Origin of the sequence: Streptomyces phyllanthi, from assembly GCF_009377205.1 — a bacterium.
Lineage (GTDB): Bacteria > Actinomycetota > Actinomycetes > Streptomycetales > Streptomycetaceae > Streptomyces > Streptomyces phyllanthi.
In genome coordinates, this window is sequence record NZ_VJZE01000219.1 from 1 (window position 1) to 14580 (window position 14580).

Consider the following 14580-nt stretch of genomic DNA (forward strand, 5'->3'; position numbering starts at 1 on the left):
GACCGGCGCCGACGCCCCGCGGTCCGGCGTGGGGGGTTCCGTCGAGCGTTGGGACGCGAAGACCAGTACGCCCGTCATCAGCAGCGCGGCGCCGGTCAGCGTGCCCGCCTCGGGGAACAGGCCGGTGCACAGGAACGCCGCGAGGACCGGGCCGAGCATGAAGCAGAGCTCGTCCGCGGCCTGCTCGAAGGAGTTCGCGGTGTGCAGGGCCGCCGGGTCGTCCCTGAGCAGATGGGCCCAGCGGGCGCGGGACATCCCGCCGGTGTTCGGGGTCGTGGCCGTGGCCGCGTAGCAGGCGAAGAGGGTCCAGTCCGCGGCGCCGTACCGCACGCACAGCACCAGTGCGAGGCTGCCCAGCACCGCGACCGCCGTGGCGGGTACGGCCACCCGTGCCTGGCCGTGGCGGTCCACCAGCCGTGCGGTCCAGGGCGCGATCAGCGCGGTCGCCGCCAGGCCCGTCGCCGTGACGGCACCGGCGAGGGCGTACGAGCCCCGCGAACCGGCGATCATGATGACCGCGCTCACCGTGAACATGCCCATGGGGAGACGGGCGATCAGGTTCCCGATCGTGAAGGCTCGGGTGCCGGGGAGTGTGAAGAGGCGGCGGTACGGGCCGCGCTGCGGAGCGCGCCGGCGGCGAGGGGTGAAGTCGGCGGCGACCAACGTGTCGGCGGTGACCGTCAGGAGGAGTGAGGGGCGGGGATGTGTGTGGTCGGTCGTGGAGGGGTGCGGCATGGGGCAACCGTCGCCCGGTGGATGATCGCGGGTCCAACACCTGCTCCGCGGTGATTGACGCACTTGGGTTGTCAGTCCGGTTGCCAGTTCGAGTGTGAGTCCGGTTGTAGGTTCGGCTGATGCCCGACATCCGCCTTCTCCGCGCCTTCCTCGCCGTCGCCGAGGAACTGCACTTCACCCGGGCCGCCGCCCGGCTGTACGTCGCCCAGCAGGCGCTCAGCCGGGACATCCGGCGCCTGGAGCGGGAGCTGGGCGCCGAACTCTTCGTGCGGACGACCCGGCAGGTGGCCCTGACCGCCGACGGCGCGCGGCTGCTGCCGTACGCGCGGCGGGTGCTGGAGGCGTGGGAGGAGCTGCTGGAGGCGTTCGGGCGGGCGGGGAGGCCGGCCTCGGGGCGGCCGCTGCTCGTCGACGTCAACAGTCCGGGCCTCGTCGGTGAGCGGATCCTCGCCCGCGCTCGTGAGCTCGCTCCCGAGGAAGAGCTGATGACCCGCTACGAGAGCGGGCTCACGGGGGCCGCCGCCGAGCTCCTCGCCGGGCGGCTCGACGCGTCGTTCGGCCGGTTCGCGGGGCTGGACCCGGCGGTGCGGGCCCGGCTCGCCCAGCAGCCCGTGCGGTACGAGCCGATGGCCGTGATCCTGCCCGAGGACCACCGGCTCGCCGGCCTGGACGAGGTGCCGCTGGCCGCGCTCGCGGGCGAGAGCGTGTACGCCGGTGCCGGGAACCCACGTACACCGGAGTGGACGGACCTGGCGCACCGGCTCTTCGAGGGGCGCGCGATCGCCGTCGCACCACCCGCTCCGCTCGCAGTGGGCACCGAGGAGTTCCAGCGGATCATGGCCAAGAAACGCAACCCCGTCCTCGCCGTGGTGGACTTTCCGGCCATGCCTGGGACGGTGCTCCGGCCCCTCGTCGACCCCGTTCCGCTGTCGCCCGTGTCGCTGGTATGGCCGAAGGGGTTGGCGCATCGGGGAATTGAGGCGCTCAGATGTGCCGCAAGCGAACTCGCGAACGAGGAGGGATGGCTCGAGAGTCCCGCGCAAGGGTGGATTCCGGCCATCGACGCACAACTGATGCAGAGTCGCAGCTGACACAGTGCACACACGGTTCCCCCACTTGCGCTACATTCAAGGCCCGGGCACGTGTGGTAAGTGGGGGCGCTCGGATCGGGTGGGGGCTCGATTCGAACAAGAAAGTGCGAAGTGTCCGGAGATGTTCGCGCGCCCGACTGTGTCCCTTGGGGGGATGTGCGTGCGCGTGGATGACTGGCGGAAAGACGCCCAACCGAACCGGCGGAACACGGGTCGTCCGAGCGGGCGCAGAGCCGCTTCCCCGGACGGGACCGGTACCGACCGGAGCGCCGACGGGCCGTCCGATCCTCAGGCCGACTGGCCGGACGCGATCGGCGGGACCGCCTCCTGGACCGGGACCCAGCACATCGGCGTACCGCGCCAGCCGTCGGTATCCGGCCAGGACGCGCTGTACGGCACTGAGTCGCCGTACGGCCGGTCGTCGTACTCCTCACCGAGCTCCTCACCGAGCCACGCACACGAGTCCCACGAGTACGACACGGAAGGCGGCATGGGGCGCGCCGACGAAACGTCGCGTTACGACGCGGCAGCCGAGACCCGGCAGTTCACCGACCAGGAGACCCGCCAGTTCAGGATCCCGGAGCCACGGTCCTTCGGGCAGGTGGCGGAGACCCGGCACCCGGGCCGGGGGGCGGAGACCCAGCCCTTCGGGCAGGTACCGGACGCCGGGCGCCGCGGGGCCGGGACGCCGGGCACCCGTGAGCCCGGAAAGGACCAGGAGACCTACCAGAGCACCCATGACGTCCCCTGGGAGGAGACCGGCGAGCCCGGTCACACCCACGACCCTCACGAGGTCACCGTCCAGATGGACGGCGTGGGGCGCCAGCTGGAGGACTGGCTGGTCCAGCAGGCCAAGAGCGGTCCGGTCCAGCAGGACTCGGACGGTCCCGTGTTCGTGGACGAGTCCGGGCGCCGCCGCAGCAGGCTGCGCCGATTCGGCATCCTCGTCGGCCTCGCCTGCGCGGTCTACGCCGTCGTCATCGCCGCCACGCTGATGTCGGGCACCTCCGAGGCGCCCTGGCTGCCGGGGCTGGGCGAGGGCGACAAGCCGGCGGGCCAGGTCGAGACGTCCCCGCGGCCCACCGACTCCGCCGACCCGTCCGAGGCGGCGAGCGGTTCGCCGAGCGCGGGCGCCTCGGCCGGTGAGAGCGCGTCGGCGACCCCGGGCGCGGGCGCCTCGGCCGACCCCTCGGCCGGTGTGGCGGTCCCCGGCGCGTCCACGACACCCGACTCCAGTGCCGGTGACGACCCCGGCGGCGACCCCACACCGGAGGACCCGGACACCGACCCGGCTCCGACCACCCCGTCGGTCACCACCCCCTCGACCGACCCCGAGCCCAGCACCTCGGAGTCCTCGGACTCCGACGGTACGGGCACCGGTACCGGCCCCGACACCGCGGCCGACGGCACCGGCACCGACGACTCCGACACCGTCGCCTCGGGCGCCACCCCCCGCTCCTCGTCCCCGGAGAACACCGTCTGATGGCACGCTCCCACCGACACGCGTCACCCCCGCGTGTCCGGCGCAGGCTGCCCCTGCGTTACCTGCTGCCCGTGCTCGTCCTCACCGCGCTGATGGCGATGCTCATGCTGCGCGGGTACGTGCACAGCGAGATCCTCGCGGACTACCGCGTGCAGCCGCCGGTGTCCAACGACAAGGTCCCGAAGAAGATCCTCGACGGCGGCCCCGTGATCGACACCCGCTCGGGCGGCCCGTCCAGCCTCGATGTCCCGGATCACGAACTGGTCCTGACCTTCGACGACGGCCCGGACCCCCAGTGGACCCCCAAGGTCCTCGACGTCCTCAAGAAGCACGACGCCCACGCCGTCTTCTTCATCACCGGCACCATGGCCTCGCGCTACCCGGACCTCGTCCAGCGCATGGTCGACGAGGGCCACGAGATCGGGCTGCACACCTTCAACCACCCGGATCTCTCGCTCCAGTCCAAGCGCCGTATCGACTGGGAACTGTCCCAGAACCAGCTCGCCCTGGCCGGCGCGGCCGGTATCCGCAGCTCGCTGTTCCGTCCGCCGTACTCGTCGTTCGCCCGTGTCATGGACAACCAGTCGTGGCCCGTGACGGAGTACATCGGCAGCCGCGGCTACATCACCATCGTCAACAACACGGACAGCGAGGACTGGCGCAAGCCCGGCGTCGACGAGATCATCCGCCGCGCCACACCCAAGGGCGGCAAGGGCGCCATCGTGCTGATGCACGACTCCGGTGGCGACCGCTCGCAGACCGTCGCGGCACTCGACCGGTTCATCTCCGACCTTCAGGACAAGGACTACGAGTTCGACACCCTGACCGAGGCGCTGGACGCCCCCAGCGCGCACACCCGGGTCACGGGACTCGACCTGTGGAAGGGCAAGGCGTGGGTCTTCCTCGTGCAGGCCTCGGAGAAGACGACCTCGGTCCTCGTCGTCGGGCTCGCCGTGATCGGCGTCCTGGTCTTCGCCCGCTTCGGGCTGATGCTGCTGCTCTCCGTCGTGCACGCCCGCCGGGTACGCCGCCGAGGCTTCCGCTGGGGACCGCGGGGGCCGGTCACGGAGCCGGTGTCCGTCCTCGTCCCGGCGTACAACGAGGCCAAGTGCATCGAGAAGACGGTCCACTCCCTGGTGGCGAGTGACCATCCCGTCGAGGTCATCGTCATCGACGACGGCTCCAGCGACGGCACGGCCCGGATCGTCGAGAACCTGCGCCTGCCGAACGTACGCGTCGTCCGCCAGCTCAACGCGGGCAAGCCGGCCGCGCTCAACCGCGGTATGCGCAACGCCCGCTACGACCTGATCGTGATGATGGACGGCGACACGGTCTTCGAGCCGTCCACCGTCCGCGAGCTCGTGCAGCCCTTCGCCGACCCGACCGTCGGCGCGGTCGCGGGCAACGCGAAGGTCGGCAACAAGGACACGCTCATCGGCGCCTGGCAGCACATCGAGTACGTGATGGGCTTCAACCTCGACCGCCGTATGTACGACATCCTGCGCTGCATGCCCACGATCCCGGGCGCGGTGGGGGCCTTCCGGCGCAGCGCGCTGGAGCGGGTCGGCGGCATGAGCGAGGACACGCTCGCCGAGGACACCGACATCACCATGGCGATGCACCGCGACGGCTGGCGCGTGGTGTACGCGGAGAAGGCCCGCGCCTGGACCGAGGCCCCGGAGTCCGTCCAGCAGCTGTGGTCACAGCGCTACCGCTGGTCGTACGGCACCATGCAGGCGATCTGGAAACACCGCCGGGCCCTCGTCGAACGCGGACCGTCCGGCCGCTTCGGCCGGGTGGGGCTGCCGCTGGTGTCGCTGTTCATGGTCGTGGCGCCCCTGCTGGCCCCCTTGATCGACGTGTTCCTGCTGTACGGGCTGATCTTCGGCCCGACGGAGAAGACGATCGGCGCCTGGCTGGGCGTGCTCGCGATCCAGGCCGTGTGCGCGGCCTACGCGTTCCACCTCGACGGTGAACGTATGACGCACCTGATCTCGCTGCCCCTCCAGCAGATCCTCTACCGCCAGCTCATGTACGTCGTGCTGCTCCAGTCCTGGGTGACCGCCCTGACCGGAGGCCGACTGCGCTGGCAGAAGCTCCGGCGCACGGGCGCGGTGGGGCTTCCCGGCGCCGGGCCGGACACACAGCAGCAGGTCAGGGAGCGGAGACCGGTCGGATGAGCACGCCTACGCCTCGTACCCCGTGGTCGGACGGCACGGATCCCGTCGGCGCTCCGGGCGCGCGGGCTGAAGAGGACGCCTTCATGTACCACGAGCGATACTTCGGCTCTTCGGCGCCGGGGGCGGCACGTCGTCCGGGGCCGGATCCGGCGGTGCCGGTGCCGGTGCCGGTGCCGGACGTGGCGATGCCGGTGCCGGGGCAGGCGGCGCCGTCCGCTGTCATGGGCACCGCTGCCACGGCCACCGTCACGGTTCCGCCCGGCGGGGACGGGACGCCGGAACAGGCGGGGGCCGCCCGGCGCGGTCCCGTCCGGGACCGTTACTTCGACCTGCTGCGGGCGCTCGCCCTGTTCCGTGTCGTCCTGTACCACCTGACGGGCTGGGCCTGGCTGCCGCTGGTGTTCCCCTCCATGGGCGTGATGTTCGCGCTCGCCGGCAACCTCATGGCCCGCTCCCTGAAGCGCCCGCCCACGCAGGTCATCAAGAGCCGGATCCGCCGTCTGCTGCCCCCGCTGTGGGTGCTGGGAGTCGTCGGCGTCACCGGCATGGTGATCCAGGGCTGGAGCCCCGACGCGGACGGTCATCCCGGATGGTGGTGGCTCCACCTCGGCTTCTGGATCCTCCCGCTCAGCGATCCGCCGTACGCCGAGGGACTGCCCGGAGTCCACGGCTTCATCGGCGAGAACTGGGCCGTGGACCTCGCGGGACCGCTCTGGTACATCCGCGCCTACCTCTGGTACGTCCTGCTGTCGCCGGTCCTGCTCCGCGCCCTGCGCGCGATGCCGCTGATCACGCTCTTCGCGCCGATCGCCCTGTCCGGGGCCTTCGAACTGGGCTACATCACCCTGCCCGGCGAGCGGATCCCCTCGGCGCTCACGGACTTCAGCACCTTCGGCGCCTGCTGGATCCTCGGCATGGCGCACCAGGAGGGGATCCTCAAGCGGCTTCCGCGCTACGTCGTACCGTCCGTGGCACCGGCCATCGCCCTGCTGGGGCTCTGGTACGCCACGAACCACGACTTCGGTGACGGCAACGACCTGGACAGCATGCCCTTCGCCCAGGCCCTGTGGTCGCTCGGCACCGTCATGCTGCTGCTGCACATCAGCCCCTCGTGGGCCGAGTGGCCGCGCCGGCTCCGCCGCTGGGACGGGCTGATCACCCTGCTCAACTCCCGTGCGGTGACGATCTACCTCTGGCACAACACCTGCATACTCGTGGCCGCGACGCAGTGGGACCGGCTGTGGCAGATCGATGTGATGTGGATGCACTTCTCGTGGCTGCTGGAGAGCCCGTGGCCCGTGCTGGTGTTCACCTGGATGCTCATCGGAAGCTGCATCGTCATGTTCGGCTGGGCCGAGGACCTGGCGGCGAAGCGGAAGCCGCAGCTGTGGCCGGACGGCTCGGGGCAGAAGAGCGCGCCGGGGCGCACTGTGGATGGCCCCGGGTCGGGGCCGAGCCGTACGAGGCGCGGGGGACAGGGCGGGAACCGGCGAAAGCCCTGATGCGGGCGGGTGGTTGGGCGTGTACTGAGTGCGTAACCGAGTGGAGAACGCACTTGCGTCCGACTGGTGCGTGGTGGATGTTGGGGTCGCATGGGGGGCGGGCGTACCGTGCCTCGCCGATGCGACACGAGGAGTGACACCCGCCGATGACCCAGCCCCCCGGCCAGCCGCCGCAGGACGGTTACGGAGCCCAGCCGCCGCAGCAGCCGCCGTACCCCGGGCCGTACTCGCCGCCCCCGCAGCCGCCGACCCAGGTACCGGGCCAGTCCGCTCAGCCGGGCCAGCCCGGTCAGCCCCCGAACCCGTACGCGGCACCGCAGCCGCAGGGGCCGTACGGGGCCCCGCAGCAGCCGTACGGAGCGCCGCAGCCGCCGTACGCAGGTGCGCCCGGTGCTCCGGGTACGCCGGGTATGCCGGGTATGCCGAACTACGGTGCGCCGTACGGGGGTTACCCGCCACCTCCGCCACCCGGAGGCGGGGGTTCGAAGAACAGGATGGCCCTCATCATCGTGGGCGCCGTGACGGCCGTGGCGGTGGTAGTCGGCGGTATCGCCGTGGCCACCAGCGGCAGTGATGAGAGCTCCGGCGCCACGTCCGACAAGAACGTGTCCGCGGAGCCGAGCGTGTCCGACGGCGCGTCGGAGGAGGCGGCCGACGACCCCTCCACCGAGGCGACCGACGACCCCTCGGACTCCGGCTACAGCGACGACACGGGCGGCGGTTCCGAGGAGGCGCCGCCCGAGCCGAGCGTCGAGGGCCAGTGGCAGGACGCGGACGCCAAGACCCTCACGGTCGGCACCAAGTACACCTCGGGCGACCTGAAGGGCAAGTACGCCCTCTCCTACATCGACACCACCGGCAAGGGCATCCTCACCGGCCTCGGTGCCTACCGCGACGACGACTCCTTCCGCCTCGTCCTCCGGCCCATGGACAGCGACAGCAAGGACGAGTCCGACTACGTCTACGGCACGGTCCGCCGCTCCGGCGACGACGTGGTCATCACCTGGGACGACGGTGGCAAGGAGACCCTGGGCTACATCGGGTCGCTGTCGGACTGACCCGATGACCTGCGGGCCGGCCTCCTGGGGCTGTCGGACTACTCAGACCCGCGTGCGACACTGCCGCCCATGTCTCTCGCTGATCTTTCTCTCGACCGATGGCGGTCCTTCGAGCTGACGACCGCACGTCGTCTCGCCCAGGAGGCCGCCGAGCTGGTGAACGGCCGGGTGACGGGCGTCGAGACCGTCGAGCACCTCGGTGCGCCGCTGCACCGGGTCCGGATCGAGCGGAACGGGCAGGAGTTCGCCCTGATACCCGGAGGCCCGGTGTCCCTCGGATTCGACCTCGACTCCTGGCATCCGACGCCCGAACAGACCGCCGACCATGCCGAGAGCCTTGAACAGGGCTTCGGCCACGGACCCGATCTGCGGGCCCACCTCGCGCAGGTGCTCAGCCCCCGCCGGAGCGTCGTCCTGGCGACCGTGCTCATGGCGGTGGAGGACGAGAACCTGACCGAGTCGCCCGCTGACATGCCGGCCGTTCTCGCCGCTCGTGGCCTGCGGATGCCCAGTTCCGACGAGTGGGAGCACGCCTGCGGGGCCGGGGCGGGCACCCTGTTCCGGTGGGGGAACGACTGCCCCCTCGACCGCACCCCCTACGAGGACCGCACCGGCCCGCACAGCCGGCTGAACGCCTTCGGCCTGCGCATCGCCTACGACACCTACAGCGCAGAGCTGACGAGCGACGCCGGCGCGATCCACGGCGGAGACGGTGGCGAGTCCGTGTGCGGCGGCTACGGCCACATGCTGGCGTGGCTTCCCCTGGCCACCGCCAACCGCAACCCCGCCATGGCCGAGTTCGTGCACGGCGAGGACGGCGAGGACCTCTTCGAGGACTTCTCCACCCGGCCCGTGCTCACGCTCTGAACCCGCGGAACCCGGCCCCGGCGATACGAGGGCAGCTCCGTGCCCGTCCCAGGGCCCGCCCCGGCCTCCTACTTCCCCGTCGCCACCGACCACAGCGTCACCGCCAGGGCGGCGCAGGACGTGATCGCGGCCAGGGAGGGGAGGGGCCAGCGGTTGCGTTCCAGGGTGTCCAGGCGCTCCTCGTGTTCCGAGAGCGTCTTGTCCGTCTGGTCGGCGCGCTGGAGGAGGAGGGCCAGATCACCCCGGGTGGTGGCGAAGCCGACGTCCACGGCGCGGCGGAGGCGCTCCAGCTCCAGGACCACTCCTGCTCGTTCCTCACTGCTCACCATGGGCACCCTCCTGGTTCTTCGTTGCCTCGTTGTTCGTTGTTCGGAGTTCGTCGGGGTCATGTGCGCGGGACCCGGAGCCTGTCCCAGCTCACGCGGCCCGGGATGCCGTCCGCGTCCGCGCCGGAGTAGCCGAGCCTGCGCTGCCAGGCGGCGTACGAGCGGCGGTCGGCCTCCGTCCACACCGGGCCGGGACCGATCTCGTAGCGGCCACAGCCCTCCGCGACCAGACGCCTGCCCATCGCCGTGATGAGCGGGCTTCGGTGGCCCGCAGTGAAGTACGCGGCGCCCGGGAACGGTTCGTACGCGGCGGTCGGAGGCTCCTTGCCGCCGCTCCCCGTCCCGCTGATCCGGTTCGCTATCCGCGTGCGTATCGACGCCATCGAGAACGTGGGGTCGATCTTGCGTCTCGTCCACTCCTTGTGGCCGATGACCCGCGCCGCGCTCCAGCCGTGCGCCCGGCACACCGCCGCCGCGACCCTCTCCACCGCCGCCAGCTGGGCCTCGGGGTACGGGTCGCGGCCGTTGCCGAGGTTCTCGATCTCGAAGCCGTAGAAGTGGGCGTTGCCGTCGACCGCGTCGGCGCCCGGCCCGGACGGGACGGCCGTTCCGGCGCGTACGGCGTCGTACGCCGCCCGAGCGCCGCGGCCCGCGTGGTTCGTACGGCCGTAACCCACCAGGTGGACCGTGCCGTTCTTCGCGATCACCGCGATGCACAGCGGGCCCGGCAGGTCGGCGCGGCCGGTACGGCAGAGGGCGACGCTGTTCGTGCCGGCGGTGTGGTGCAGCATCACGCCCTGGGCCGGACCCCAGGCGCCGATCGCGTTGCGGTTGTGGGTGGACCAGGCGCCGTGTTCCTTGACGGTCACGCCCTCGGCGCGCAGCGCTCGCGCGAAGGCCGAGGCGGACAGGGGTGTGGCCATGGGGGCTCCGTAAGTCGTAAGGCGTAAGTCGTAAGGGGTGGCTTGTGAGAGGGCGGACGGGAGAAGCCCCGGTGTGTCGCGCGTGGGGCGCGGCGCACCGGGGCTTCAGAAAGGGGGGAAGGCAGGTCAGGGGATCGGGTCGATCCGGATGAAGCGGTTGTCGTAGCTCACGACGTTCGCCGGGGTGACGTTGGTGTTGACCGCCGACCAGTACGTCGGCGTCGCCGAGTACGCCGTACCCGATGCCAGACCCGTGATTACGAACTGGCTGGAGACCGAGGCCCGGTCGGTGTTGTAGACGGTGGCGGCCCGGTCGATCGAGGAGGCCAGGAACACCGAGTTGTCCGAGACCTTCTTGATGGTCGCGCTCATGTAGCCGGTCGTGGCCGAGGAGTTGTGCATCCACGTTCCCACCGTGACGATCACCTTGCCGGTCGGCGGCGCCACGAAGCTCGCCACCAGCGGGTCGCCGGTCGCGCCGCTCAGGGTCTCCGAGGCGGTGGTGGAGTTCGTCGTGCCGGCGTCGTTGTTGAAGAGGAACACCGGTACCGGGGCGACCGGCGCCCACACCGTGCCCGTGTAGTGCGTCAGCTGTCCCGGGCTGCTCAGCCAGGCGACCATGCCGGCCGCGGGGGTCGTGATCGCCGCGTCGCGAGCGGCGGCGTTCGCGTAGCGCAGGACCGTACGGCTGTCGATCGTCTCCGCCATGGACTGGAAGTGCAGCGGCAGGTTGGCCGTGTCGGTGGGCTGCGGGTAGGGGAGGCCGCTGAGTGGTGTGTAGGCGGTCATGCCGTTTCCGCCTCCTTTCCGGGGGAGCTGGTGTCGGTGTCGGTGTCGGTGTCCGGATTCGGGTTCGGGTCGGCGTCGGGATCGGCGTCCGGGTCGGGCTCCTCGGCCGGTGGCGGCGGTTCGGGGGCGGAGCCGTCCGGCCCCGAGCCACCGGAGCCGGACGGCTCCGTGATCTCCACCGGCTGCTCGGGCTCTTCGGGCTCCTCGGGCCCCTCGGGCCCCTCGGGCCCCTCCGGCTCTTCCGGCTGCTCCGGCCCACCGGGCTGGTCCGGGTCCTCGACCACCGGGTCGGGGACGGTCACCTCCACCTGCGCGGGCAGGCCGACGACCGGCTCGTCCGCGCTCGCCGGCTCGGAAACCGGCTCGGCGGCCGTCTCGGGAGTCGTCTCAGACATACGCGGACTCCTTGATCTCGCCCCAGGTGAACCCGGAGGCGGTGAGCGCGGACAGGGTCGGGAAGGCGGCGGCCACCTGGGCGTACGTGGACAGCGTCACGGCGGCCGGGTCGGCGGCCGCGTCCGGCGTCAGCCCGGCGTCGGCCGGCGTCCCGTTGGGCTGCGTGCCGCGCAGGGTGAGCGTCTGCCGTACGCCGCCGTCGGCCGCCGCGGACGTGCTGATGCCGACCACCCAGGCCAGGGTGTCCAGCCGCGTGCCCGAGGTGTCGGTCAGCCGTACGACGTCGCCGAGCTGGACCCGCGGGTCGTACAGCACCTCCACGTCGCCGATGACCGGCACCGGGTAGGCCCCGGCGTCGTAGAGCGCGTTGGCGAGGGACTGGGCGGAGGACAGGTCCTGGATCCAGTCGGTGGTCTCGCCGGTGTGCTCCTGACGGCCGTAGTACCGCTCGCTCGCGGTGCCCGGCACATACGCGGTGGCCTGCCGCTCCACGGTGTCGGCCTTCGGCTTCAGCGTCATCAGGTAGACGGACGGCGTGCCGTCCTTCTTCGCCGTGTAGAGCGGCTGGGAGGTGCGGTTGCTGAACCGTACGACCAGATAGCCGTCCTCACGGCGCGTCAGCACGTCGACCGCTCCCTTGACCGCGGTCGTGCCGGCCTTGGTGGTGGCGAAGCGGACCTGGGAGCCGTCCGTGACGACCGAGTCGTCGTCCGTGCCGGGCGGCCCGATGTCGAACTCCTCCTCCGCCATGACGTACGACACGGTCAGCGTGCCGTTCGCCGGGATGGTCCGCACCTGGGTGTCGCTGTACGTCGTGCCGGCGGTCGTCCCGAAGTCCTCCCACACCTTGGCGGGCTGGACGACGTAGTTGCGGCAGGCGTCGATCTCCTCGGTGAGGGTGAGCGAGGCGATGTCCCGGACCGAGGTGAGTGCCAGGTCGGCCTCCGTCGGCGTGCTGTTGAACCGGGTGTGGTTCCGCCAGCGGAAGACACCCCGCTCGGTGAACTCGGCCGTCGACATGCTTGCCTTGGCGATCTGCCCGATGGCCTCCCACTGCGACCCCGACACCCGCGGCACCGCGTACAACGGCAGCATCGCGTCGTCGAGTTCGGCGGCCTTGGTCCAGGCGCCGGCCTGTGAGAACAGTGCCGTGGACGCGATGCCGGTCAGCCCGCTGGTGAGCTGCACCCCCTCGACGGCCATGTCGGTGACGAGCTTGAGCTCGCGCAGCTCGGCCGCGTACTGGAGTCCGGCGGTCTCGGTGAAGGTGACGGCCGTGCCCAGCAGCTGTGTGCCGTCGGGGCCGGACAGCCTGGGCTGCACGGTCGGGTAGATGGTGGAACCCGAACTGTTGGTCGTGTCGAACATCGTCCCGATGTGCCAGGGGCCCCGGAGCGTACGCAGGGCAGTCCAGGTCCACTGGAAGTACCACCAGGTGCCGTCGACCGTGGCCGAGTGGATCCGCACCCAGCCCTCGGCGAAGTTCACCTCCATCCGCATCGCGCCGCGGGCGTTGCCGGTGCGGTCCAGGGCGAGTTCGAGGGTGACGGTGTCGCCGGCGCCGATCGCCGGGTTCACCCACGCCTCCGCGAACAGCAGACTCCCCGGGACCGTGACCCGGGAGCGCGGGAACCAGCTCGCGGTGACGCCCGTGGTGCTCGGCAGCAGGGCCATCTCGTGCGGGGCGCCGTCCCGTGTCCAGGTGTACGAGGACGGGTGCGGCAGGGTCTCCGGCTGGCCGTAGGGCGCGGCGAAACCGCCGTGCAGACCCGCATGGACCAGGGTGAGCGGCTGGCCCTCGACGAAGTCCGGGTAACGGGGCGGCGGGGCGCTGTGCACGCCCGCCTGCCGCAGCAGCTCGTCCACGCACCAGGTGGCGGTGGCGACCGGGCGGCCCCACCAGAACCCCGCGTACGGCTTCGGCAGCTGCGCGGGGCCGCGCAGCCGCTCGGCCCCGTCGAGCGCGGTGACCTGCACGCTGTCCGTACCGGCCTGCGCCGAGCGGGACCGTACGGTGCCCCGGAAGGCGGGCAGCGCCGTCGTGCCCACCCCGCCCCGGTGGACGACGGACTGCCCCGGGCGCGCGATGTCGCCGGTGGTACGGGGCGCCCAGGGGGCGTACAGCTCGGGCGCCGTCACCCCGCCCGTACCGGACAGCTGGAGTTGCAGCTGTGCCGAGGACGAACCGGAGAACGCCCGCATCGCGGGCGGCAGATCGGTCGCGTACGACCGCTCCACCTGCCAGGACTGCACCTGGTCGGAGAGGTCCTTGCCGCCGAGGCGGGTGGTGTGGGTGGTGGTGCGCTCACCGGCCGCGAGCGCGGACTCGGTGGCGTCGTCAGCCGGTTGCACTGGACACCTCCACGAGGTCGAGGCTGAAGTTGCGGAACGGGAGCGGACGGCCGGGCGTGTCGCTGTAGCCGGTCACGGACATCGGCGGCAGCCCGTCGCCCGGGACGCCGTCCGCCGCCGTACCGCCGTACGTGAGGCAGGCGCCGGCGAGCGAGTACGTGCCCGCCGTGCCCGGCTTCGCGGTCGGCGTGACGTACGCGGCGCCGGCCGGGACGGTGCCCGTGACGAGGGGGCCGGAGGCGGACGTCGTGGAGAGGTAGGCGCCGTCGGCCTTCTTGAAGTCGATGCCGACGCCGGCCGTGCCGAGGGCGGCGATCGCGGTCGGGGCCCGGAACGAGACCTGGAGCCCCGGGGAGACCGGGAAGTCCCCGACGGCGCCCTCGGTGCTGACACAGCCCCAGGCGACAGCGCTGCCGCCGTCCACGGCCGTGAAGGTGAAGGTGCCGGGCGCGGTGGTGCTCTCGGCCACCGTGCCGGACGAGCCCGTCCTGAACCACTGGCCGAGCCCGGTGATACCGGTGGCCCCCTTCTCACCGCGCCCGGCGGCCTGCGCGGGGGCGAGCACGTTTCCGGAGGCCGGGTCGACGAGGAACACCGGGCCGGGGTGGTCGATGCGCCGGGCGATCCGGTCGAGGGCGCGGGCCTGCGCGGGCGGCAGCAGGTCCCAGGACAGCTTGATCCGGCGTACCGGCGCGAGGTTGCGGGTGACGGTGACCCGGCCGCCGAGCGACTTGAACTCGCTGACGCCCAGGTCGGCGGTGCGGTCGAAGGACTTGGCGGCCTGGTCGATCTCGTACATGGAGCCGGGTGGGCCGATCCAGAGGTTTCCCATGGTTTCTCCTGGTGGTGGGCGGAGGCGGGCGGAGGCGGGCATGAAA

At 71.7% G+C, this 14580-nt stretch carries 13 protein-coding genes and 1 pseudogene; 6 read left to right on the forward strand and 8 right to left on the reverse strand.

The features are described 5' to 3' along the window. Positions 1-735 (reverse strand): annotated as a pseudogene (locus tag FNH04_RS26535) (MFS transporter); the annotation flags it as partial. A gap of 119 nt (positions 736-854) precedes the next feature. Between FNH04_RS26535 and FNH04_RS26540 the strand changes: the two are divergent. Beyond that, positions 855-1826: a LysR family transcriptional regulator gene (locus FNH04_RS26540; RefSeq protein WP_152788321.1), complete on the forward strand. Its 972-nt coding sequence runs from the start codon at positions 855-857 to the stop codon at positions 1824-1826. 288 nt (positions 1827-2114) lie between these two features. Here the strand turns inward: FNH04_RS26540 and FNH04_RS26545 are convergent, their stop codons facing one another. Continuing rightward, entirely contained in the window at positions 2115-2306 is a 192-nt protein-coding gene (locus tag FNH04_RS26545) for a hypothetical protein (RefSeq protein WP_152788322.1), read from the reverse strand. 10 nt (positions 2307-2316) lie between these two features. Here FNH04_RS26545 and FNH04_RS26550 point away from each other — a divergent pair, with 10 nt between their 5' ends. The 5 genes from FNH04_RS26550 (at position 2317) to FNH04_RS26575 (ending at position 8916) form a co-directional block, all read left to right on the forward strand. Continuing rightward, the gene (locus FNH04_RS26550) at positions 2317-3309 is read left to right on the forward strand and encodes a hypothetical protein (RefSeq protein ID WP_152788323.1); all 993 of its coding nucleotides are present in this window, start codon (positions 2317-2319) and stop codon (positions 3307-3309) included. Further along, positions 3309-5489 (forward strand): glycosyltransferase, encoded by a 2181-nt coding sequence (locus tag FNH04_RS26555; RefSeq protein WP_152788324.1) that lies wholly within the window; start codon positions 3309-3311, stop codon positions 5487-5489. The genes FNH04_RS26550 and FNH04_RS26555 overlap by 1 nt, the downstream gene beginning before the upstream one ends. 221 nt (positions 5490-5710) lie before the next feature. Continuing rightward, positions 5711-6991: an acyltransferase family protein gene (locus FNH04_RS26565; RefSeq protein ID WP_152788333.1), complete on the forward strand. Its 1281-nt coding sequence runs from the start codon at positions 5711-5713 to the stop codon at positions 6989-6991. A 146-nt stretch (positions 6992-7137) separates the two neighbouring features. Beyond that, on the forward strand, positions 7138-8049 hold the full coding sequence (locus tag FNH04_RS26570) for a hypothetical protein (RefSeq protein WP_152788325.1): 912 nt from the start codon (positions 7138-7140) through the stop codon (positions 8047-8049). A gap of 69 nt (positions 8050-8118) precedes the next feature. Further along, positions 8119-8916 (forward strand): hypothetical protein, encoded by a 798-nt coding sequence (locus tag FNH04_RS26575; protein WP_152788326.1) that lies wholly within the window; start codon positions 8119-8121, stop codon positions 8914-8916. 68 nt (positions 8917-8984) lie between these two features. Here the strand turns inward: FNH04_RS26575 and FNH04_RS26580 are convergent, their stop codons facing one another. From FNH04_RS26580 to FNH04_RS26605, 6 genes are all read right to left on the reverse strand, one after another. After that, positions 8985-9245 (reverse strand): hypothetical protein, encoded by a 261-nt coding sequence (locus tag FNH04_RS26580; RefSeq protein ID WP_152788327.1) that lies wholly within the window; start codon positions 9243-9245, stop codon positions 8985-8987. 56 nt (positions 9246-9301) lie between these two features. Beyond that, a complete protein-coding gene (locus FNH04_RS26585; protein WP_152788328.1) occupies positions 9302-10165 on the reverse strand; it encodes a peptidoglycan-binding protein in 864 nt (287 codons plus the stop codon). 126 nt (positions 10166-10291) lie between these two features. Continuing rightward, positions 10292-10954 carry a hypothetical protein gene (locus FNH04_RS26590; RefSeq protein WP_152788329.1) on the reverse strand — a complete coding sequence of 221 codons (663 nt, stop codon included), beginning with the start codon at positions 10952-10954 and terminating at the stop codon, positions 10292-10294. After that, on the reverse strand, positions 10951-11349 hold the full coding sequence (locus tag FNH04_RS26595; protein ID WP_152788330.1) for a hypothetical protein: 399 nt from the start codon (positions 11347-11349) through the stop codon (positions 10951-10953). The genes FNH04_RS26590 and FNH04_RS26595 overlap by 4 nt, the downstream gene beginning before the upstream one ends. Next, complete coding sequence (locus tag FNH04_RS26600) at positions 11342-13702, reverse strand: hypothetical protein (protein ID WP_152788331.1); 2361 nt, start codon at positions 13700-13702, stop codon at positions 11342-11344. The genes FNH04_RS26595 and FNH04_RS26600 overlap by 8 nt, the downstream gene beginning before the upstream one ends. Next, on the reverse strand, positions 13689-14534 hold the full coding sequence (locus tag FNH04_RS26605; protein WP_152788332.1) for a hypothetical protein: 846 nt from the start codon (positions 14532-14534) through the stop codon (positions 13689-13691). Before FNH04_RS26605 ends, FNH04_RS26600 begins: the two co-directional genes overlap by 14 nt. Between the last annotated feature and the right edge of the window lie 46 nt (positions 14535-14580).

What these genes read in the sequence shown, in the direction of transcription:
- FNH04_RS26540 (WP_152788321.1), top strand. Translation starts at nt 855, where the DNA reads ATGCCCGACATCCGCCTTCTCCGCGCCTTCCTCGCCGTCGCCGAGGAA.
- FNH04_RS26550 (WP_152788323.1), top strand. Translation starts at nt 2,317, where the DNA reads ATGGGGCGCGCCGACGAAACGTCGCGTTACGACGCGGCAGCCGAGACC.
- FNH04_RS26555 (WP_152788324.1), top strand. Translation starts at nt 3,309, where the DNA reads ATGGCACGCTCCCACCGACACGCGTCACCCCCGCGTGTCCGGCGCAGG.
- FNH04_RS26565 (WP_152788333.1), top strand. Translation starts at nt 5,711, where the DNA reads ATGGGCACCGCTGCCACGGCCACCGTCACGGTTCCGCCCGGCGGGGAC.
- FNH04_RS26570 (WP_152788325.1), top strand. Translation starts at nt 7,138, where the DNA reads ATGACCCAGCCCCCCGGCCAGCCGCCGCAGGACGGTTACGGAGCCCAG.
- FNH04_RS26575 (WP_152788326.1), top strand. Translation starts at nt 8,119, where the DNA reads ATGTCTCTCGCTGATCTTTCTCTCGACCGATGGCGGTCCTTCGAGCTG.
- FNH04_RS26580 (WP_152788327.1), bottom strand. Translation starts at nt 9,245, where the DNA reads ATGGTGAGCAGTGAGGAACGAGCAGGAGTGGTCCTGGAGCTGGAGCGC.
- FNH04_RS26585 (WP_152788328.1), bottom strand. Translation starts at nt 10,165, where the DNA reads ATGGCCACACCCCTGTCCGCCTCGGCCTTCGCGCGAGCGCTGCGCGCC.
- FNH04_RS26590 (WP_152788329.1), bottom strand. Translation starts at nt 10,954, where the DNA reads ATGACCGCCTACACACCACTCAGCGGCCTCCCCTACCCGCAGCCCACC.
- FNH04_RS26595 (WP_152788330.1), bottom strand. Translation starts at nt 11,349, where the DNA reads ATGTCTGAGACGACTCCCGAGACGGCCGCCGAGCCGGTTTCCGAGCCG.
- FNH04_RS26605 (WP_152788332.1), bottom strand. Translation starts at nt 14,534, where the DNA reads ATGGGAAACCTCTGGATCGGCCCACCCGGCTCCATGTACGAGATCGAC.